Source organism: Aneurinibacillus migulanus (genome assembly GCF_001274715.1).
GTDB lineage: Bacteria > Bacillota > Bacilli > Aneurinibacillales > Aneurinibacillaceae > Aneurinibacillus > Aneurinibacillus migulanus.
Genome location: NZ_LGUG01000004.1, coordinates 302,492 through 323,860 on the forward strand (window position 1 = coordinate 302,492; position 21,369 = coordinate 323,860).

Annotated in this window: 19 protein-coding genes; 18 read left to right on the plus strand and 1 reads right to left on the minus strand. The window is 42.1% G+C overall.

The window, feature by feature from the left end; all coding sequences use genetic code 11:
• The 14 genes from ispD to AF333_RS03140 all read left to right on the plus strand — a co-directional run bounded on the left by ispD (position 1) and on the right by AF333_RS03140 (position 17,397).
• On the plus strand, positions 1–1,365 hold the full coding sequence (gene ispD / locus AF333_RS03075) for a 2-C-methyl-D-erythritol 4-phosphate cytidylyltransferase (RefSeq protein WP_043067668.1): 1,365 nt from the start codon (positions 1–3) through the stop codon (positions 1,363–1,365).
• 43 nt (positions 1,366–1,408) lie between these two features.
• Positions 1,409–2,821: a DUF4910 domain-containing protein gene (locus tag AF333_RS03080; protein ID WP_235496028.1), complete on the plus strand. Its 1,413-nt coding sequence runs from the start codon at positions 1,409–1,411 to the stop codon at positions 2,819–2,821.
• Positions 2,799–3,620, plus strand: a complete 822-nt coding sequence (locus AF333_RS03085; protein WP_043067670.1) for a formyltransferase family protein — start codon at positions 2,799–2,801, stop codon at positions 3,618–3,620. Before AF333_RS03080 ends, AF333_RS03085 begins: the two co-directional genes overlap by 23 nt.
• A gap of 131 nt (positions 3,621–3,751) precedes the next feature.
• Positions 3,752–5,608 carry a flagellar filament capping protein FliD gene (gene fliD / locus AF333_RS03090; RefSeq protein WP_043067671.1) on the plus strand — a complete coding sequence of 619 codons (1,857 nt, stop codon included), beginning with the start codon at positions 3,752–3,754 and terminating at the stop codon, positions 5,606–5,608.
• A 41-nt stretch (positions 5,609–5,649) separates the two neighbouring features.
• On the plus strand, positions 5,650–6,030 hold the full coding sequence (locus AF333_RS03095) for a flagellar protein FlaG (RefSeq protein ID WP_052812310.1): 381 nt from the start codon (positions 5,650–5,652) through the stop codon (positions 6,028–6,030).
• 43 nt (positions 6,031–6,073) lie between these two features.
• On the plus strand, positions 6,074–6,448 hold the full coding sequence (gene fliS / locus AF333_RS03100; RefSeq protein ID WP_043067672.1) for a flagellar export chaperone FliS: 375 nt from the start codon (positions 6,074–6,076) through the stop codon (positions 6,446–6,448).
• Positions 6,449–6,455: 7 nt separating this feature from the next.
• Positions 6,456–6,842, plus strand: a complete 387-nt coding sequence (locus tag AF333_RS03105; RefSeq protein ID WP_043067673.1) for a flagellar protein FliT — start codon at positions 6,456–6,458, stop codon at positions 6,840–6,842.
• Between the two features lie 62 nt (positions 6,843–6,904).
• Positions 6,905–8,728 carry a motility associated factor glycosyltransferase family protein gene (locus AF333_RS03110; RefSeq protein WP_043067674.1) on the plus strand — a complete coding sequence of 608 codons (1,824 nt, stop codon included), beginning with the start codon at positions 6,905–6,907 and terminating at the stop codon, positions 8,726–8,728.
• A gap of 6 nt (positions 8,729–8,734) precedes the next feature.
• A complete protein-coding gene (locus AF333_RS03115; protein ID WP_043067675.1) occupies positions 8,735–9,700 on the plus strand; it encodes a dTDP-glucose 4,6-dehydratase in 966 nt (321 codons plus the stop codon).
• Between the two features lie 15 nt (positions 9,701–9,715).
• Entirely contained in the window at positions 9,716–10,930 is a 1,215-nt protein-coding gene (pseC, locus tag AF333_RS03120) for a UDP-4-amino-4,6-dideoxy-N-acetyl-beta-L-altrosamine transaminase (protein ID WP_043067676.1), read from the plus strand.
• Positions 10,931–11,110: 180 nt separating this feature from the next.
• The gene (locus AF333_RS03125) at positions 11,111–15,403 is read left to right on the plus strand and encodes a hypothetical protein (RefSeq protein ID WP_043067677.1); all 4,293 of its coding nucleotides are present in this window, start codon (positions 11,111–11,113) and stop codon (positions 15,401–15,403) included.
• Positions 15,400–15,828, plus strand: coding sequence for an EscU/YscU/HrcU family type III secretion system export apparatus switch protein (locus AF333_RS37130; protein ID WP_074714888.1), 429 nt, complete (start codon positions 15,400–15,402; stop codon positions 15,826–15,828). Before AF333_RS03125 ends, AF333_RS37130 begins: the two co-directional genes overlap by 4 nt.
• Before the next feature lie 107 nt (positions 15,829–15,935).
• Complete coding sequence (locus AF333_RS03135; RefSeq protein WP_052812311.1) at positions 15,936–16,436, plus strand: flagellar export chaperone FliS; 501 nt, start codon at positions 15,936–15,938, stop codon at positions 16,434–16,436.
• A gap of 22 nt (positions 16,437–16,458) precedes the next feature.
• Positions 16,459–17,397, plus strand: coding sequence for a flagellin N-terminal helical domain-containing protein (locus AF333_RS03140; RefSeq protein ID WP_043067678.1), 939 nt, complete (start codon positions 16,459–16,461; stop codon positions 17,395–17,397).
• Between the two features lie 55 nt (positions 17,398–17,452).
• On the opposite strand, the gene AF333_RS03145 is transcribed toward AF333_RS03140, so the two are convergent.
• On the minus strand, positions 17,453–18,229 hold the full coding sequence (locus AF333_RS03145) for a flagellin N-terminal helical domain-containing protein (RefSeq protein ID WP_235497005.1): 777 nt from the start codon (positions 18,227–18,229) through the stop codon (positions 17,453–17,455).
• 391 nt (positions 18,230–18,620) lie between these two features.
• On the opposite strand from AF333_RS03145, the gene AF333_RS03150 reads away from it, so the two are divergent.
• From AF333_RS03150 to AF333_RS34595, 4 genes are all read left to right on the plus strand, one after another.
• Complete coding sequence (locus AF333_RS03150; protein WP_043067680.1) at positions 18,621–19,463, plus strand: basic amino acid ABC transporter substrate-binding protein; 843 nt, start codon at positions 18,621–18,623, stop codon at positions 19,461–19,463.
• 274 nt (positions 19,464–19,737) lie between these two features.
• Positions 19,738–20,406: an amino acid ABC transporter permease gene (locus AF333_RS03155; RefSeq protein WP_043067744.1), complete on the plus strand. Its 669-nt coding sequence runs from the start codon at positions 19,738–19,740 to the stop codon at positions 20,404–20,406.
• A gap of 144 nt (positions 20,407–20,550) precedes the next feature.
• Complete coding sequence (locus AF333_RS03160; RefSeq protein ID WP_040301719.1) at positions 20,551–20,748, plus strand: cold shock domain-containing protein; 198 nt, start codon at positions 20,551–20,553, stop codon at positions 20,746–20,748.
• Between the two features lie 264 nt (positions 20,749–21,012).
• The gene (locus AF333_RS34595; protein WP_235496030.1) at positions 21,013–21,192 is read left to right on the plus strand and encodes a hypothetical protein; all 180 of its coding nucleotides are present in this window, start codon (positions 21,013–21,015) and stop codon (positions 21,190–21,192) included.
• Positions 21,193–21,369 lie beyond the last annotated feature (177 nt).

Below are 21,369 nucleotides of genomic sequence, written 5' to 3' on the forward strand. Positions count from 1 at the left end.
ATGTCTAAGGTATATGGGGTTATTTTAGCCTCAGGAATAGGGGAGCGGCTCGGCTACCAAATTCCAAAACAATTTGTGAAAGTAGCCGGAAAAACGCTTGTTGAACATACAATTGAGGTATTTGAACGAAACGATCAAGTGGATGACATTATTCTTGTTGTGCATCCCCTTTATTATCATTTCATGGAAGAAATTTTATTGAAAAATAAATACACAAAGGTAGTACGCCTCCTTAAAGGTGGAGAATCTCGTTTCGAGAGTTCTTATATTGGTATCTGTTCCATTGAAGAAGATGATGCGTTTGTACTTATACATGATGCAGTGCGACCACTTTTAACACAACGAATTATTGATGATTGTATAAAAGCTTTACACACATATGATGCTGTTGATGTGGCAGTTCCAGCCGTAGATACAATCATTCAAGTAACAAAAGAACAAACGATTGAATCTATTCCGCCACGGAAAAGCATGATGCGCGGACAAACTCCACAAGCATTCAAAGTTGAACTAATTAAACGTGCACATCTGCTTGCCCATACAGAGGAGGGGGAAGTTCCGGTAACAGATGACTGTGGGCTGATACTTCGATATAATCTTGCAGATGTTTTTGTAGTGGCCGGAGAAGAACAAAATATTAAGATTACGTATCCGGAAGATATTTTTTTAGCAGATAAAATTTTTCAAACGAAAAGTTTTGAAGTTCCAAACGGTACACCGCTTACGCGGTTGGATAATAAAGTGGTAGTCGTATTTGGAGCAAGCCGAGGAATTGGTGAATCAATTGTACATCTCGCTCAGGAGAGTGGGGCACGCGTATACGGATTTTCCCGCTCCAATGGTGTGGATATTGTTCAAGCTGAACAGGTTCATTCTGCTTTGTGTGATGTATATAAAAAAGAGGGACAGATTGATTATATCATTAATACTGCTGGCATTCTTGGTATGGGAAAAATCGAGACACGGGATATTCAAGAGATACAAAGGGAAGTTGAAGTAAATTATATGGGTTCACTTTATGTAGTGAAAGAGAGTATTCCATATTTGAGAGAGAGTAAAGGAAGTTTAGTATTATTTACATCAAGCTCATATACGCGAGGACGCTCGTTATATACAGTATATTCTTCTACAAAAGCAGCTATTGTTAACCTTGTTCAGGGACTAGCAGAGGAATTACTACATGATGAGATACGAGTGAATGCGGTGAATCCGGAACGGACAGCAACGCCTATGCGGTTTGAAAATTTTGGGAGAGAAATGGAAGATACATTGCTAAGGCCAGAAAAAGTGGCAGCAGCGACACTTAAGGTATTACTTTCTAACTTAACAGGACAAGTGTTTAACATTCGACTTGATAGTGAATAGAATCTATTATAGCTATTATAAATTGGAATCCGAAAGAAAAGAGATGGCTCGTATGAGGACCGATGAAATAAACAAGCAGCAAGAATTGATAGAGATGGATCGTCTGTTTGATCGTTTGTTTCCTATTTGCCGCAGCATTACCGGACCAGGGTTAAGGGAAACATTGAGTATTCTACGCGAGTATGTACCATTAGATACGCTACATGTACCAACTGGAACGAAGGTTCTGGACTGGGAAATTCCACAGGAGTGGCGAATTCGCGCTGGCTGGTTGAAAGGACCGGATGGAAGGAAAATTGTCGATTTTTCAGACAGTAATCTTCATGTTATTAACTACAGTGAACCGGTTGATGAGCACTTTTCTTTAAAAGAACTAAAGCCTCATCTACATACGCTTCCACATTTACCGGATGCAATTCCATATGTTATTTCTTACTACAAGCGGCGTTGGGGTTTTTGTCTCCCTTACCGTGTATATGAAACGCTCCCTGAAGGACAGTATCATGCTTATATCGATTCCGAATTTGTTCATGGCGAGCTTACTATGGCACATGCAATATTGCCAGGGGAGAGCGAAAAGGAGATTTTGATCAGTTCATATATTTGTCATCCTTCTATGGCCAACAATGAGCTTAGCGGTCCAATTGTAGCTGCTTTTTTATATCGTCGTCTGGCAGCTTGGAAAGATCGAAGATTTACTTATCGTTTTGTATTTGTTCCAGAAACAATTGGAAGCATCTCGTACTTACATCATTTTGGACATGAAATGAAAGAAAAAGTTCATACAGGACTTGTTTTAACATGTTTAGGTGGTACTGGAAAGAACAAGGAAGAAATACCTCTTAGCTATAAGTATTCACGGAAAGAACACGCACCAATCGACGAGATTGTAGCTCATTTATTTGAAAAAGGAGTCATTGAAGGGAATACTCGTCCGTTTACACCTGCATTTGGATCGGATGAACGACAGTACTGCTCGCCAGGCTTTAATTTGCCAATTGGACAGATGGCACGTATGGTATATGGATGGTATGAAGGCTATCACAATTCGCTTGATACGAAAGAATTTATGACAATCGAGGCGCTGTACCGTAGTGTGAATGAAATTGAGAATGTGCTATATGCAGTCGAATTGGATGGCTACTATGTAAATAAGCGTCCTTATGGAGAGATCAAATTAGATAAGCATAATTTATATCCCGATATGAATGGACCTTCAATGAGAGGAAAGTCAAATAATACAGTGGTGGATGGTAAAACATTTTTACATCGCCTGCTTACTATGCTTAATTATGCGGACGGTGAACACACATTAAGGGAAATTGCCGTACGCTGTAGTTGTAGTATTCTTGATATGAAACCAATCATACGTACCTTACAGGAAAAAAATCTGCTCGTAGGGCCATTTGTAGAGAAACGGGGGATTAGTTGGTATGAACAAAACGGATACATTTAATGTAGTTATATTAATCGGTTCGCATCCACGACATTTTTATATAGCAAAAAAATTATATGAAGTAGGCTTGCTAAAAGCTTTGGTAGTTGAAGAGCGCGAAATATTTGTGCCGGAACCGCCGACAGGACTTCCAGATATTGATCGAAAGAACTTTATTCGACACTTCCATGACCGTAATGAAGCCGAACGACGCTTCTTTGGTGAAGAAAAGTTGAAAGAATTGCCTTCGGACCTTCCTGTTCTAAAAGTAAGTCTGGCGGAATTAAACAGTGATAAAGTGAAAGAATGGGTTCTTTCTCATCAGCCTGACCATGTTTTGACATATGGTGTTCATAAAATCAGTGATGAACTATTGTCATCCTTTCCGAAATACTCATGGAACATCCATGGAGGACTGTCACCGTGGTATCGCGGGAATATTACATTATTTTGGCCTTTCTACATGCTGCGCCCAAACTGGGCAGGTATGACTATTCATTACCTGACTGCTCAGCTTGATGGGGGAGCGATTGTGCATCATTCTGTGCCAGAATTACACCGTGGAGATGGTGTGCATGATGTAGCTTGTCGTGCTGTAGTGCAGGTAGCTGATGATATTGTACAGATTCTTCAGCAGCGTGCTGAAGGACGGGAATTTCCAGGAACAACACAAAAATCAAGCGGCAAGCTTTTTATTGGCACCGACTGGCATCCCCAGCATTTACGTGTTGTATATAACTTATATAACAATGATATTGTAGACCGGTATCTGGATGAGGAGATTATTAGTCCACCCCCACCACTTGTTACAGTATTATAAGATATAGCTATGCACCTTGGTTGTTAGGACACAAAAGGTGCATTTTTTTATGTGTAATTGTTAAGAGTTGCGAACAATCTTCCGATACTTACCATAAGAACATAGGGATATTCTTGAATGGAGGATAAAAAATGAGCGTAAATCGAATTACAGGCTTTTCCGGGTTTGACTCGGAATCACTTATACAGAAAATGATGACTGCGGAAAGAGCACCGCTTAATAAACTGAAATTTAAAAAGCAAAAAATGGTTTGGCAACAGGATATGTACCGTGAAATTAATACGTCGTTCAAATCGCTGCATGGAATGGCGGATTCACTGAAAAATAGCCCAACTTGGAACATGTTCAAAACAGTATCTTCTGATGAAAGCAGTGTCTCTGTGTCTGGTACAACAGCGTCCGGCACACATAAGGTGGAAGTACTCCAGTTGGCTAGTACTGCAAAATTGGAAGCAAAAAAGGAATTATCAGGGGATACACCCGATATTGGTAGCCTTACACCAGGTTCGCATAGTATAGTTGTGGACTTGGGAGGTGTTTCGAAGCAGGTTACTATTGATGTTGAAAATGGCGATGATCCAACTAAGGTTAAGGATAAATTACAGGCAGCGTTCGACAAGACATTTGGACAAGGGAACATAAGCGTTAGTGCTGATGCTTCTAATAAGTTGAAATTCCAGACAACTAATGGAGCAGCACTTACTTTAAAGCCCTTTGGCTCGGATGATTTGATAGATAAATTAGGCTTTAGTAATCCTGCAAACAGATCGACTGGTCTAGATCCTCTGGCTACCGTTGGTAGCTTGACAGGTGATTCAAGCAATCCGGTAACGTTTACGATTACTGGTAAAAACGGAAGTAAAGAATTTACAATAGATCCGTCAGATTCACTAGAAACTGTTATGGCTAAAGTGAATGCCGAGGGAGCAGCAACTGGTGTACGGATGAATTATGACGCTGTAGCTAAAAAATTCACATTTACAAGTATGTACGCTGGTGCTGAAGGGAAGGTAGAGCTTACTGCAGGAAATAATCCGGCAGACCCAGGGAATAAGTTCCTGGAGGGACTAGGATTCTCAGCGGCGAATCGCGGTGCTTACGGTACAGATACTATCGCTGTTATTGATGGCACGAGTGTTTCTAGTACGAACAATTCCATTACGAAAGATGGTATCACGTATGATGTGAAAAAAGTAACGAACGGGACACCAGTAACAATTAAAACAGAGCATGATGTCGATGCCCTTGTCAAACAAATTACAGACTTTGTTAATAAATATAACGAAGCGATTGAAGGCTTCAGTAGTAAGCTAAGAGAAAAAGTAAATCGTAAAATCCTGCCGATGTCTGATGAGGATCGGAAAAACATTAAGGAAGCCGATCTCAAGCTATGGGAGGCTGAAGCGAAGAAAGGACTTCTGCGCAACGATGATATTTTATCCAAGGCATTAGGCGACATGCGCATGATTACCTATAGCGGAGTGAAAGGTGTACGTGCAGACGGGAAAGATGCGTACCTGTCGTCTATTGGTATTACAACCGCTTCATTTACCGGGGAAAACGGTGAAGTTATTAAATCGAAGGCCGCGATGGATGGAATGCTGACAATAGATGAAAAGAAGCTTCGCAAAGCGCTGGAGGAGAACCCGGAACAGGTAATCAACATATTCACCAGCTATCCTACTAACGCGGATAAATCATTACCGAAAGAGGAATATGAGGCGAAAAAAGGGCTAATGCACCGGTTTAAAGATTTTTTCTGGGAGATTCAGAAGGAGGTCTCTGCACGAATTGATAACACAGGAAAAATAAATGATTCTTCACTTGAAAAACAAATTCGTGATATGAATAATCGAATGGAGGATATGGAAGTCAAGCTTTTACGAAAGGAAGATCAATACTATAGACGCTTTGCGCAAATGGAAAAAGTAATGAGTCAGGGAAGTGCGCAAAGCTCCTGGATTGCTGCTCAACTGGGTAAAATGTAGGGATTTGTTTCTGGAATTTTAATTTTTAGGAGGAAATAAGGATGAATACGATGGAAGTTAGAGGACAGTCAATCTTATCTCATCCATCCTTTTTGCCGCCTTCAGGAGGGGAAAATAATCCTGTAAAGCAAAACACGCATCCAGCCGATACTTCTATAGAAACCTTGCTTCAGAAGAAAACATATCAAACTTCCCCAACAGAGAAGCTCCGGATTGAGCATATAGAGAAGGCATTAAAAGCAGCGATAAGCTCGGAGAAACGGTGGGAATTTTCTGTTCATAAAGAGCTGAATGAAGTGATGGTAAAGGTTATTGATAGAGAAACAAAGGAAGTTATTCGCGAAGTTCCGCCGGAAAAATTACTGGATATGGTGGCCGGAATGTTGAAGACAGCGGGTCTTTTGATAGATAAAAAATGGTGATATAATAAGGTCTAAAGACACAATGTAGAAGGAGAGCTGTCAGATGAATACTATGGCTCAGCAAAGATATAAGCAAAATACAGTAAACACCGCATCCCCGGAAGAACTTGTTTTAATGTTATATAAAGGTGCTGTTCGTTTTATTAATGCCGCTCAGAAGGAGTTAGCGGCAGGAAATATAATGGCTGCACATCAACATAATGTTCGTGTACAGGATATTGTGACCGAGTTAATGGGCGGTTTGAATATGAATGTACCCATTGCCGAAGAATTAATGAAGCTGTATGATTTCCTGCTGCATCGCTTAATCGAAGCAAATGTTAAAAAAGACGCGAGTATTCTTGAAGAAGTAAAAGGGTTCTTCAACGAATTTATTGCAACATGGTCAGAAGCTATAAAAATAGCAAAAAGGAAATAAACCACTAATGTATGGAGAGAAAAAACAGAACGGCCTAAAAAAAGTCCTTGTGCTTACCCAGCAGCTTATTAGTGCTCTTCAGGAGGAGCGCTATGAAGAGATTGATGACTTGATGATCAAACGCCAGCAGACGATGGATGTCATTACACAATTGGATACAGGGATAGATTCATATCTCTTTGAACAGGAGAGGAAGCGTCTGCTTCCCCTCCTGGAAAACATTTGGGAGTGCGATCGGAAGTTTATGGATTTAGCACAGATGCGTAAGCAGGAAGCCTCCAGTGCGATTCAAAAAATACAAATGTCTCGCAAATTGAACCTTTCATATCAACAAGCATACTCTAATCAGGATGGATATTATATCGACCAAACCATTGGCTCGCGCAAGCGATAGGGGCTAAGACCAGTTGCTGGTCTTAGCTTTTTGTTTATGGTTAAGAAAGGAAGGAAAGCCGAGTGAATACAACAAGTGGAACACAGATACTGACCAAAAATTTACGGTTTTTTCGTAAACACTTTCCTGGCGTATATGAGTTAGTTATGGGAAAGGAACCTGAGCGGGACATATATCGGGTATGTACAGCACGTAAAGCAAAAGTTTCAACTATCGAAAAATACGAAGGAGATCGATGGCAGGCGGTTCATAGCATGTATGATCCTCTTCAGGAAGCAGTTCGATGGGCTCAGCCTGCACTTAAGGAGAAAACTACAGAAGTGGTTTTGTTTGGGCTCGGTTTTGGTTATTACGCTGAAGCGTTATTAGCTATCAATCCGCAGCTTCGATTTTATATTATAGAACCAGACATCCAAGTGTTTTTACACTCATTAGAATCGAGAGACTGGACGGTGTTTCCATGGAAGCAGGTTTTGTATTTTGGATTTGGTAGTGAGGAGCAAACGCTGCATGCACTTCATCATTCATATTTTCAGCGTGTACATGCATCGCTGCAAATTATGGAGCTTCCAGCGTATATACGGTTGTACCCCGAAGTGTATCGATGTTTTATTGAAACGCTGAAAAAAGGACGGGAAGAATATGTGCAGGGCATGACGACAACATTATATTTCCAAAAGATGTGGACACGTAATGTGATGAAAAATCTTCGGAAAACAACCAGCTCACCATCAGTATATGGACTTACTTCGCAGTTCCGTGACAGAATTGTTATACTCACGGCATCTGGGCCTTCGCTCGCTGATGCAATTCCGACTATTCGACAAGCGCAGCAAGATCAAAAAGCGATTATCATCGCCGCGGGCACAAGCGTGAACTCATTATTAAGACATGATGTTATACCGGATGCTTTTATCTCGTATGATCCAAATCAACCAAACTATCATATACTGAAGCCCGTCTTTCAGAGCGGGATTCCACTTATGTTTGCGAGTACGATTTACTATCAGATTACAGAGGAGTACGAAGGACCAACTGCTTACTTCCTTACCAACCAGGACTATATTTATCCATATTTAGATAGGAAAATAAAGAAAGAGGAAGTTGTTCAGGATGCTCCGACTGTTACATTGATAGCGATGCAGCTACTTTTGAAGCTTGGTTGTAAGGCGATTTATTTAGCAGGGCAGGATCTCGCCTATATTGATAAGAAGGCGTATGCGCCTGGTACATCAGAACATCATGATACAGTGAATGTAGATGCTAGCGTAGCATTTAAGCAAGTACTAACAGTTGAGAATAACCAGGGGAAAATGACGGAGACAAATGAAAGTTTCATAAATATGCTTCAGAGCATCGAACAATTTTTCGCTCATAGTCCTGTCAATCATATTTATAATTTATCCGAATATGGAGCGAAAATTAAAGGGATTTCTTACACTTCTACTGAAGAGTTGTCTACTATACTGGAAGAAGAACCGTCTATTCCATTTGAATGGGAATTACCTGAGGTAAACCCAAAGAAACAAAAGAAATTTTTAGAGACTTTATATAAAGATATTCAACTGTGCGCATATGATGTACGGCATCTAGAGGCGCTGTTCAACCGTATGGAGAAGGAAAAGAATATTGAACCAACACGTCGAGAACAGATGGTGCTAGAGTATAATGGGATCGTAGATCGCTTTTTGCAAAGACCTGCCTTTATTGGACTATTTTATCCATGGATGCAGGTATATCTTCAGCATATGCAACGAACTATCTATGAAATAAAAGACTTGCCGTTAGTCGAGCATTTTCCAACTGTACGTGATTTGCTGGGACGCTTTGTACAGGAATGTAAAGCTGCGCTGGAATTTTATGAAGAAAACTTGAAGGAGATATAATAAGGTATGAATGTACTTGTGACAGGTGGAGCAGGATTTATTGGACGCTGGGTAGTAAAACGCTTATTAGAAGATGGACATAGCGTTTGGATTTTAGATGATTTATCAAATGGACGCCGAGAAAATATTGAGGAGTTTCTTTCACATCCTAATTTAAGGGAATTTATTGTTGGAGACATTAAGGACGAGACATTACTTAATCAATTGTTTGCGAAAGTACAATTTAACATATGTTATCATCTTGGTGCTTCGATTAATGTACAGGATTCTATTGATGATCCGCGAACTACATTTAACAATGATACCATTGGGACGTTTTATGTAATGGAACAATGCCGTACCCATAACGTCAAAGTTGTATTTATGAGTACATGCATGGTATATGACCGCTGTACAGACGAGACAGGGATTACAGAAGAGCATCCTATCAAGCCTGCTTCTCCTTATGCTGGCTCCAAAATTGCGGCCGAAAACATGGTTCTTTCTTATTATTACGCTTATGGCTTGCCGACGGTTGTAATTCGTCCATTTAATACGTATGGGCCATTCCAAAAAACGGGTGGAGAAGGTGGAGTTGTTGCTATCTTTGTAAGAAACCAACTCAAAGGGCTACCAATACAAATCTATGGAGATGGAACACAGACAAGAGATTTATTATATGTGGAAGATTGTGCAAGATTTGTCGTTCAGACTGGCTACTCTGATTGTGTAAATGGACAAATCGTAAACGCCGGGCTGGGGCGGGACATCTCAATTAATGAATTGGCTAAGCTGGTTGCAGCAGGCAACGAAGTAGCTTCGGTACCGGTCGAAATAAAACATGTCCCTCATATTCATCCGCAAAGTGAGATTCAAAAATTACTGTGTAACTATGAAAAAGCTGAACGTTTGCTGAATTGGAAGCCGGAAGTAGACTTGGAAGAAGGAATCACACGTACGAGAGAATGGATTCATATAAGTAATTTGTTGTAGGAAGTGGGAGAAAGCATGAACCAACTAGAAAAATTGGCGATTCATGGAGGAAAACCAATACGAAACTCTCTACTATCATATGGTTCGCAGTGGGTGACAGAAGAAGATATCGCAACAGTTGTGGAAACAATGCAAAGCCCATTCTTAACACAGGGGCCGCGTATTGCAGAATTTGAGAGTAGGGTAGCAGAGGAGAGCGGAGCGCAGTATGCAGTAGCTTTCTGTAATGGGACAGCAGCGCTCCATGGTGCTATGTTTGCTGCGGGTATAGAAAAAGGGGATGAAGTAATAACAAGTCCCTTAACGTTTGCAGCGACGTCGAACTCTGTGTTATATCAGGGGGGTACCCCTGTATTTTCAGATATCAATCCCCAGACCTATTTATTGGATTTAGAAGCAGTTCATACCTCTATTACGCCTCGAACGAAAGCGGTAGTGCCTGTCGATTTCTCAGGACAACCAGTGAATATGCAGGCATTTCGGGCCCTGGCTGATAAGCATGGGCTCGTATATATCCAGGATGCGGCTCATTCATTGGGTGCTTCGTACGATGGGAAAGTGGTTGGATCGGTTGCAGATATGACGATGTTTAGCTTTCATCCTGTTAAGCCTGTTACTACGGCGGAAGGTGGCATAATCGTTACAAATAATGAAGAATACTACGAAAAGCTTCTTCGATTCCGCTCTCATGGGATTACCAAAGATAGTCGCTGGATGGAAGGAGATTCTGAGGGGCCGTGGTATTATCAAATGGTGGAACTTGGATATAATTATCGTATGACCGATATTCAAGCTGCGCTTGGTGTAGCACAAATTGGACGTCTCCCAGAACTGTTAAGCCGAAGAAATGAGATTGCACAGCAGTATGATAGGGCATTTGCAGGCTTGGAGCATGCTGGTTTGCTGTGGAGGCCTACAGTAGATAAGCAAGCTATGTCAGGGTGGCATTTATACGTTTTATCCCTTAACTTAGAGAATTTGAAAGCAGGACGACGCGAGGTATATGAAGCACTACAGGCAGAAAATCTTGGTGTTAATGTTCATTATATACCTGTTTATCTGCATCCTTATTATAAAAAACTTGGTTATACGAAAGGAATTTGTCCGCAGGCAGAGAAGCTGTATGAAACGTTTATTACCATTCCGCTTTTTCCAAAAATGAGCGATGAAGACGTAAAAGATGTTACTGCCGCGGTAGAAAAAGTATTATCCTTTTTTGCAAGGTCATAGAGCATAACCCTGATATTAAAAATCGCTTCTTTATTTGATGAGAAGCGATTTTTTTCATTGTATAGGAAAGTATCGCTTGAAAAACTCGCGAGTTTTTCTTATTTCTATTTTTCTGTAAGAGAGTTGTTTTTTTTCCGATATATTGAATAGAAGTTTTGATGTGCGGAGAGGAGCAGGGACATGAAAGTGTTTGATTTTTTACAGAATACAAATGGAATGCCGACTTCTGGACGCAACTCGGAAGGTCGTCAGCCTCAAGCGGTACATGCAGTAATTAAAGAAAAAATCTCATCAAGGGAAGCATTTATAGAGATAGAAGGAAAAAAGGTACGAGCGGTATTTGAGAATGGAGTTCCGACCCAATCCCATATTGCAGTGCAAGTTACAGCAGCAAATGAGGATGCAATTCAAGTTCGCGTTACACAACAAGCAAGGGCCGAAGCTAATGCGGATAGTGTAGGAAACGAAGTAGAGAATGTGGAGCGTCTGATTCGGAATGCCGGGATTAGAGTGAATTCGGAGATGCGTCAAGCAGCTCAGATATTGCTTAAAGGTAAGCAACCAGTAACGAAAGAAATAATAAGGAACCTGGATCAGATTTTACAAAAGGGTGAAGGAACTGTTGGACAGAAATTAGATGTTCTACAGACAATGGCAAAAAAAAATATTCATGTCACTGTTAAGAGCTTCGAGGCAGTATTTCGTACGTTACATGGACCGACTCTGGAAAAATTGATGGAAAGAATAGCAGATGAATTGCCTGAACTAGCCGGGAAGACGGAAAGAAGCGAAGCAACGGCGGCACAGAAATTTCATCGATCAACAAAAGCGGGAGTGGTAGAAAGTAATGTGCGGATAGAAAGGCCTGAGGTCAGGCTTGTACAGCAATTAGCAACGCTTAGAGATGCTATAGCACAAGCAGAGAAAAATAGAGGCGCGATTAATAAGGAACAACTGCAAAAGCTAGCGCAGGAGATGGAAAATACGTTGAAGACGGCTAAAGAAAGTGGAGGCGTTTCTGAAACGGTCGCGCAGCGAGTAGGACAGTTGACGAAACAAATACAGAGTTTGACACAATCATCGTTAGCACAGCCAAAATTACCGATAGAACAGGTAGTTAAAGTGGCTGACCGCAATGAACTAAATCATATAATGAAAACGATAGTAACGGATGCTAAAGCAAAAGAAAGAAAAGGAGCTTCTCTACCCTCACTGGATTTGCGGCCATCAGGTAATGAAAGGATAGCAAAACAGGCCGCAAAGCAAGAAGGAGAGAGAATAGTACGAACAGAGAGTCAAGCATCATTAGCCCGACAGTTGGAGGCGCTGGTAAAAGTTATTTCTGGCAGAGAGCCTATTAACAAAGAAGCGCTTCGAGCATTTGTACAACAGATAAAAAGCCATCCTGAGCTTGCACGGATAAATCCGACTGTAAAAGAGCAAATTCAAAAATCTGCACAGCAGGTAGAGCAAATAATACGTGCAACACCAATAGAAGAAAAAGCAATACAGCCGGAGCGTTTAAAACCTTCTGTTCATGCTTCGTTAGATCGTGCTGTAGAGAGGGTCGTTCGTGAGTTGGAAGGGAACAGAGGAAATACAGAGCAAGTAAAGGAAAAAGCAGCAGTTGGGGAACGGTTACCAAATCGTCTTGAAACGATTGCCAAAGCGATAGCTACCGGGCAGCCAGTTAACAAGGAAGCATTGCATCAAATCGTAGAGTTAGTGAAACGTGATCAGGCTTTAGTGCAATTGTCTGAAGCAGCCCGGGGGCAAATACAGAAGGTTATTACACAAGTGGGGCAAGCGATGCAGGAAACCTCACAGACTGAAAAAATGATATCAGCGGATAAACTTACACGTTTTATTGACCGAATGAACCTGGAACAAGCGGTAAAACAGGTGTCCGGTGAATTGAAGGCTGTACAGGCAAAGCAAGAGGCAGTGAATGCTTCTTTTATTGTGAAGGAGAAGGATGCTCCGGCAAAAGTGGTTATACAAGAAAAGCAAGCAATGGAAACAAAGGGTCAGCCGTTGCCAGAGAAGCTACACATGCTGGCAAAAGCGATAGCTAGTGGGGGACAACTAGACAAGAAGCTGTTGGAGCAATTCGTGCAGCAAATCAAACAGAGTCCAGAGCTAAAAGATATAAGTATTCAAATTCGACAAACGGTGCAGCAGGCTATTGCTTCACTGGAAAAAACCATACATCACTTACCACCAGCACAATCGACCATTTCGGGACAGACACTTGTAGAGAAGGGAAACCTTCGTTTGTTGGAACAAGCAGTTTCTGAACTACATTCTCAAGAAAAGGGCAAGAAGGATGTTCAGCTTTCTTCGGATAGAAAACCACAACCTGCTACAGTAGAAAAAGAGACGGTACCTCCTAAGGAGAATGCAGTTCTTAAAGCGCAACGAGAAGTGGCTGAACGTGTTATTGCTATGCGTGCTGAAGGAAGAGTAACCCGTCAGCAAATTGAAGGGCTACAGCAAGCGGTGCAACATTTAGTTCGTGAATCCGGGGGGAGTGTTGCTTTGCAGCAAGATGCTCAGCGTTTTATGGAGCAGGTAGGTAAAGATCTACGTATGTCGATGAGCTATGACGCTGTGGGTCGAAGCGCTGAGGGGAAAATCCTCGTTCAACGTACAACAGATCAGCTTGTTCAGATGTTTAAGCTTCCGATTTCGGAAGTGGCAAAAGGGGAGGCACTGCAAAGGCAAGCGGCTGGCCAGCAACCTTCCCCACCCGTGGTATTGGAAACAATGGCACAAACGTACGATCGCTTAAGTGGAATTATAGCAGCGGCAAGAATGGAAATGCAAAGTACATCTGGAGTTACATCATCTATGCTTTTGCAGGGAAATGAACGCTCCGGGTTAAGCTTTAATCTAGAAATGGGAAGAATGCCGCAGCAAATTCTACAAGATGTTCAATTATTATTGGAAAAGGCTGCCGAAACTGAAGGGCTTTCCGAGGAAATGGTTCAGAAGCTAACTCCCCTTCTTTCCAAGCTCAAAGAAATGGCAACGGCACAAGCCTCACTTTCAATGACGGATTTTGATACACTGGTTGAGCAGGATTCGACCTTGTACAGGCAGATAGATGTAGATAAAACACTTGCAAATATTGAACAATTATTTGAAGAAGAGGCAGGGCGTTTGACAGCTTACGCCAATGTGCAGGCAGCCAACTTTGAACGAGTTTCTCACTATATTCCTGAAAATTTGCACCAAGTAGCTGAAGAGTTTAAACAAACCAAGAAAGAAATTATTAGCAATATAGAACGGATGAGCCAATTTTTACGACAGGAAGTTCCTCAAGCAACTTCGTATATTAAACAAGTGATTGAGCCGACGATTGAGATGGTTAATCGCCTTGTTTCCAAAGGTGAATTTGCATTGTTTGCTGATATGGAGTTCGAGCACACTGTATTGAAAATTAGCGGACAATTGCATGACATCAAAAGCATGCTAGATAAGGGGCAGAGCGAAGAGGCCTTGCGCTCGTTCCAGGATGTCCGCAATGCATTGGAAAAACTGAATTGGCAGCCCTCTTACATGAAAGTGGAACGGTTTTTTTCTAAAAAGATGGATGAAGGCAAAATGCAAAGTCCTTTTGAAATGTATAGTCAAGGATGGAAGAGCAATGAATTGACTGGACGTGGCGTACAGGAATGGATGCGTGGAATAGGACTAGGATATGAACGCGAAGCAATTGAATGGATGAGCCGGAGAGCAGGAGAAAACAGAGAGATGGGAACGAGTGCATGGAATGGGGGCAACGTTCATTCAGGTTCAGGACAAGGCCCTTCAGTATCTTCAGGTGGAGCGTCCCCCGAACATAAATCGAGTACTTTACCATCCTTTTCCCAATCTGGCCAGCATTCTTTTCAATCACAAGATGAAAGACCACAGACGATGAAAAGTATAATCATGGACCAATTGGAGAACGGTAATCTGCCTCCACGGGCACGTGAAGTGCTCGAACAGACGTTATCTAATGTCACAGGGCAACAACTTCTTTCTAAGCATGAGCCTGGGGCCCCTGTACAAACTATGTACTTTCAATTACCGGTGCCTTGGGAGGAGGGTGCGCAGAACATGCAGATGCATATTCAGTCTAGAAACAATGGAGAGCAGATGGATTGGGAGAATTGTAGCCTGTTTTTCTTTCTCTCCACACCAAAGTTCGGTGATACAGGCATTGGAGTGACTGTAGTGGAACGAGACATGACGTTAAGGATTCAAAATGATCATCCACAAGCAGAGAGAGCTTTTAAGCCGTATATTCCTCAACTAAAAGAACAACTTCAAGGATTAGGGTATCGCATTCAAGGAGTCTCTTTTGGAACAATGAAGGAATCGGTCCAGGACAAGCAGTCTCCCTCAACTCCTTTAATTGATATAAAGGAAGCGAGGGAACAGGCGGCTTCTTTTGTGACACGGAAAGGAGTCGATTTCTCAATATGATTCACAAGCATTTTCGTCAACCGGACCGTAAGAAAGAACCTACACGGGCAGCGGTAATACGATACGACAAAGAAAAAGATAATGCCCCGGTTGTCGTAGCACAAGGGCGGGGGGACATGGCGCGTAAAATCATCGAAAAGGCGAAAGAGAGTAATATTGCGCTGCAAGAAGACGCCTTCTTATTAGACAACTTGTTCTCGCTGGATTTGGGTAATCAGGTTCCACCTCAGCTTTATCAGGTAGTAGCGGAAATTTTACTGCTGGTTCGTCGCGCCAATATAGAGGAAACAGGGGTATCCCCGGCTTTGAAGCCTATATCTGTGGCCCGCTCTGTGCGTGATACTGTTTATTGGAACGAGGCAGAAGAAGAGAGGGAGGAAGACATTAGTTTGGAAGATCTGTTAGGAGCGATAAAAAATATTTAGGTATATGGTAATGTTTTCTTGAAAATCATCTTAAAGATATTGGGTTTTACACCGATACAAAAGATAGCTAGTAAGAATTGACCAAGAGAAAGCAAGGTGGCACGGTTATGGAGCGTGTAGTTACACTAGAGAATGTCGAGCTTAGTGATATTCATGATCGCCCTGAGTTAATCACTTCTTTGCTTTACAAGAAGTTTCTACAAAAGATAGAAGAAGCGATAGAAGCAATGTCTGAGCATAAATACGATAGGGTAAACAGCGCTTTACAGCTTTGCAATGATATCATTACCCGTCTTGGCTTTGGTATTAAATACGAAGCAGGTGTTCTGGCAGATCGGTTGGAGATGTTATATCAATATGTGTTTGATTTGATTTGGGCAGCCAACTATACGAAAGATACTGCAAAGATGAGAGAAGCAAAGCAAATTATAGAAGAGCTTGATAGAGCATGGACGACAGCCATGGAAAAAGTTAAGCAATCAGACAGTACAGCTTCCTCGATAAATAGTGGAATGAAAATGAAAAGACCATCTATTAATCCATACGAGCGTATGGAAATTGAGCAGGAAACCTTGGAAAAAGCTCAGGCTAATCCAAGAGAACTATAAAAGCATTTAGGAGTGAATATGTATGCGTATTAATCATAATATCCCAGCCTTAAATTCGTACCGAAATTTATCTCAGAATCAAGCCGGAATGGGCAAGGTACTGGAGAAGCTGTCTTCCGGTTATCGAATCAACCGAGCTTCTGATGATGCGGCAGGCCTCGCAATCTCAGAGAAGATGCGTGGACAAATTCGTGGTTTACAACAAGGGCAACGCAATACGATGGATGGCATTTCCTTAATTCAGACAGCAGAAGGCGCACTGCAAGAAGTACACTCGATGCTGCAGCGTATGCGTGAGCTGGCAGTACAAGCAGCAAACGATACGTATAATTCTGCTGATAAAAGGGCTTCTCAGGATGAAGTGAATGAATTGCTTAAGCAAATTGAGGATATTGCCAAAACGACTGAATTTAACGGTGTTAACCTCCTGTCTTCTGGAAAAGCAGGAGGGAAAATTGGCATCAATGGTAAAGTAGGTATTCAATTTGGAGCGAATACAGAAAATTATCTTGAACTTCAACTGTCTGGCGGTATTAATAAAACTATTACTAAAGAGGGAATTGGTGGTCAAACTTTTACTTTGCAGATCAGTGGCGCAAGGATTGATTTGAAATCCTTAAAGTTAGTGGATAATGGATACCCAGGTATTAAGATAAATGAAATTCTTCATACGTCTTCAGGGGCACGTAATGCGATCGCCATTTTTGATAATGCCGTACAGGCTGTTTCCGCTATTCGTTCTTATATGGGTGCCATTAACAATCGTCTGGAGCATGCAGTTAACAACCTTTCTAACTATCAGGAAAACCTAACAGCAGCTGAATCCCGTATTCGTGATGCTGATATGGCGAAAGAGATGACGGAATACACAAAGTTTAACATCATCAATCAGTCTGCTACTGCGATGCTTGCGCAAGCCAACCAGCTTCCACAAGGTATACTGCAACTTCTTAAAGGCTAAGCAACAAGTAAATAAAAGCCTCGGACATCCGGTTATCGGATGCCCGAGGCTTTTCTCATCTGTCCTGCCAGTTTATTGGTTTCAGCAACTCCAGTACGCTGTATGCCTGTTTCCTCGTCTGTGCCATCATGGCCATGGATACTTGAGTTAGAATGCTATAACGTGTATATTCCATCATTTCCTTTGCTATATTTGCATCTCTAATCCTCGACTCGGCAGTTGTCAGGTTCTCGGAAGCATTCTCCAGGTTGTTAATCGTATGCTCTAACCGATTTACATTCGCACCGATTTGCGAGCGTTGTCTAGAGACTTTTTTAAGTGCTCCATCCAATAAATCGAGTGCTTTTCCTGCATCTGTATGATTATCTAGCATGTTATGAATGTCATCGATGCCAAGTGTTGCAGTATCGATGGAACCGATGCTAAGACTAAGCGTATCGCCGGAATTTGGTCCAATCTGAAACTTCTTCGCGGTAAAGGATCCGTCCAATAGCTTTTGTTCGTTAAATGATGTACTGCGGCTAGTACGGTTAATTTCTTCCTGTAGCTGTTTAATTTCATCAATGATGGCTTGACGGTCGGATGAAGAATTCGTATCGTTGGCAGCTTGTACCGTTAACTCTCTCATTCGTTGTAGTATGGAGTGGGTCTCATTGAGAGCCCCTTCTGCTGTTTGTAGCATTGAGATCGTGTCTTGTGCATTTCTAGACGCCATATTTAGTCCGCGGATTTGCGCACGCATTTTTTCCGAGATGGATAAGCCAGCGGGGTCATCTGCGGCACGGTTAATGCGCTGGCCTGTTGCAATGCGTTCCATATGCAGTCCCTGCATTTTCACATGATATTGATAAGAACGGTACGCTATCATTCCGCTATGAAGTGCCTGTAAGAAGATGTTTCTCTCCTTTCTATACATAAATTTCCTGTCAGTACAAAATATTTCTATAATATGTATTTTACCATATGTTGCATATTAAGTCTTAGCCTACTCTATGTATATATTGGTTTTATTATTGATTTTTTCATAAAACATATAGAGAAAACATGATTATAAAAATGAAAAAGAATGTATTTTTATTAAGGTAAAGTATTAACGCGTAAAATAAACGTAAAAATTCTATAAATTCTCATATTTTTTAATTGTAATTAAATAAAGACCTCCTTATAATTAAGGAAAACATGATTATCTACAAACAAACAGAATAAGGGGGAAACTAGACACGATGCTGAAGAAAAAAAGTATGAAAGCGCTTTTATTGGCTTGTATGCTGCTGATGATGGCGGTCATGGCAGCAGCATGTGGAGGCGGAGACAAGGGAAGCAGTCAGCCGTCCAGCGGGCAAGCCGAGGCAGGCAAGGAAGCGGCAGCCGGAGGCGAGAAGAAAGTGCTGAAGGTTGGAACTGATGCAGCGTATCCTCCATTTGAGAAGATGGGTCCTGACTCCAAGCCGGTAGGATTCGACATGGACATCATTAAGGCGATTGCGGAAGTGAACGGTTGGGAAGTTCAGATCGAGCATGCAGGATGGGACCCGCTGTTTGAGGACATCGAGAAAGGCAAGCGTGATATCGCGATTTCTACCATTACTATTGATGAAAAGCGTAAAAAGAAATACGATTTTTCTGACCCTTATTTTGATGCGCACCAATTAATCATGGTTCCGGAAAGTGCGAATGTAACGAAGATTGAAGATATCAAGGATATGCGTGTAGGTGTGCAGAGCGGTACGACAGGCGCAGCCCTGGCCGAGAAAATTCTTGGCAAAGGCAATACGAAGCTGAGAGGCTTTGATGATATGCCATCCGCAGTGGAAGAACTGTACGCGAAGCGTGTGGACGCGGTCGTGGGCGACAATGGGGTACTTAACGATTTCCTGAAGAACTCAGGTAAGGCAGGCTATAAGGTAGTCAAGGACCCGAACGTTGTGCCGGAGCAATACGGTATCATGGTCAAGAAGGGTAACAAGGAGCTGCTTGATGAGATTAATAAAGGGTTGAAGACGATTAAAGAGAACGGCAAGTATGACGAAATCTTCAGGCAGTACTTCGGCGAAGAGAAAAAATAAGCGGATACAATGAAAAAAATGTAGGCAATCGCATCTTTATCCGTTATAATGAATATGTTATGCATAAAGTAGAACTTCCATCAGTGGGGATTTTCCTCATCTCCACTGATGATTAGGTGTACTTACCGGGGGCTTAGGGGCAGTTATCCCCATGTAATGCACTTGAAGTGGGGGTCTTACTGCCCGACCGGGATAAAGGGAGTGCGCGTGGACAAGGTTCCCGCGCACTCTTCGCCTGTTTGTTGAGAAAGCTATAGGAAAGGCTGTGAACGCATTGGATTGGGGTGTCATTTACGAATACCGGGAGATGTTTATCCGCGGTGTGGGATATACGATTCTCTTTACTTCTGTTGGCGTATTTATGGGAACGATTCTTGGATTGATTTTCGGCTTGGGACGATTGTCGAAGAACCCATTGGTACGCTGGCCATCCGTTGCTTACATAACTGTTTTTCGCGGTACGCCGCTGTTTGTGCAAATTCTCTTGATTCACTTTGCGGCTATTCCGGAAATCTGGGGACTTTTCTCAGAAGGTGAGCCGCCTTCCGCTGTATTCTCTGGATTCGTCGCACTTTCCCTGAATGCCGGAGCCTATATAGCCGAGATTTTCCGTGCGGGGATTCAATCGATCGATCGTGGTCAATTGGAAGCGGCCCGTTCGCTGGGAATGGACAATGGACAAGCTATGCGCTTTGTCATTCTGCCTCAGGCATTCAAACGGATGATTCCGCCGCTTGGCAATGAGTTTATCGCCCTTCTGAAGGATTCATCGCTTCTTGCGGTCATTGCAGCGCCGGAGCTTGCATATGCGGGGTACGCGACAGCGAAATCGACATTCGCCCGCTGGGAGTCCTATCTGACGATGGCAATCGTGTATCTTATGCTTACACTTATCATTTCTCGCTTCGTTGCATACCTTGAAAAACGCTTTGCGACAGAGTGAAAAACCGTTTTCTAAATTGTCGAATAAATGCCGTTTTCGTCGATTGATTTAATTTGACTTGTGCCTATTCAGGGTGGTATAGTCAAGATGTGGGAAGAATGACAACGTGTTCCCATATTTTATTGACGGAAAGGGATGTATTTGATGCAAGGTAAAGTAAAATGGTTTAACGCTGAAAAAGGTTATGGTTTCATCGAACGCGAAGACGGAGACGACGTATTCGTACACTTCTCTGCTATCCAATCAGAAGGATTTAAATCTTTGGAAGAAGGCCAAAGCGTTGAATTCGAAATCGTTGAAGGCGCTCGCGGACCTCAAGCAGCTAACGTTGTTAAGTTGTAATATGCATCACCTTTCCCTGTAATGGAAATAAGGTAGATCCAAATACAACGAACGATATCTACGCCCTCGGATGATTCCGGGGGCTTTCGGTTACTTATCATATAACGAGTGGAGAACGGCTCACCGTATTTTTATAACGGTGAGCCGTTTTGTTTGAATAGATAAGAAAGCAAAAGACAGTGTTGAAGAAAAGACGATTGCAGAAGTGACAGGGCAGACAGTTACAGAAGTCCAACAACTTCATAAAAACTATATACATCTGATTTGATAAATCGACAAATTTTTATGGTGGGAGGTAAGAAAAGAAGGAAGGGCGGTGGGCGGGAGCGGTCGGAAAAAGACACGCTAGCCTTTCTTCTGCCGGATCGCAGGGCGCATCCAACTTCTTCTTTTTCTGAATCTCCTCCTTCCAACCACGCTATCATGTCAAATTATCAAGTGTAATTTATATAATAAAGTAAGAGAATCCTTTGTGTTGATGATGGCACAAGGGATTATGCAAAGTGTGTGTTGACTTTGAGATTTCGCACTATAACCTATGACGTGATTTTTAAGGTGGTGACTGGGCGGGTGATTGAAGCGATCAAAATGATAGAAAAAATACAGAACCAAGAGGTGAAA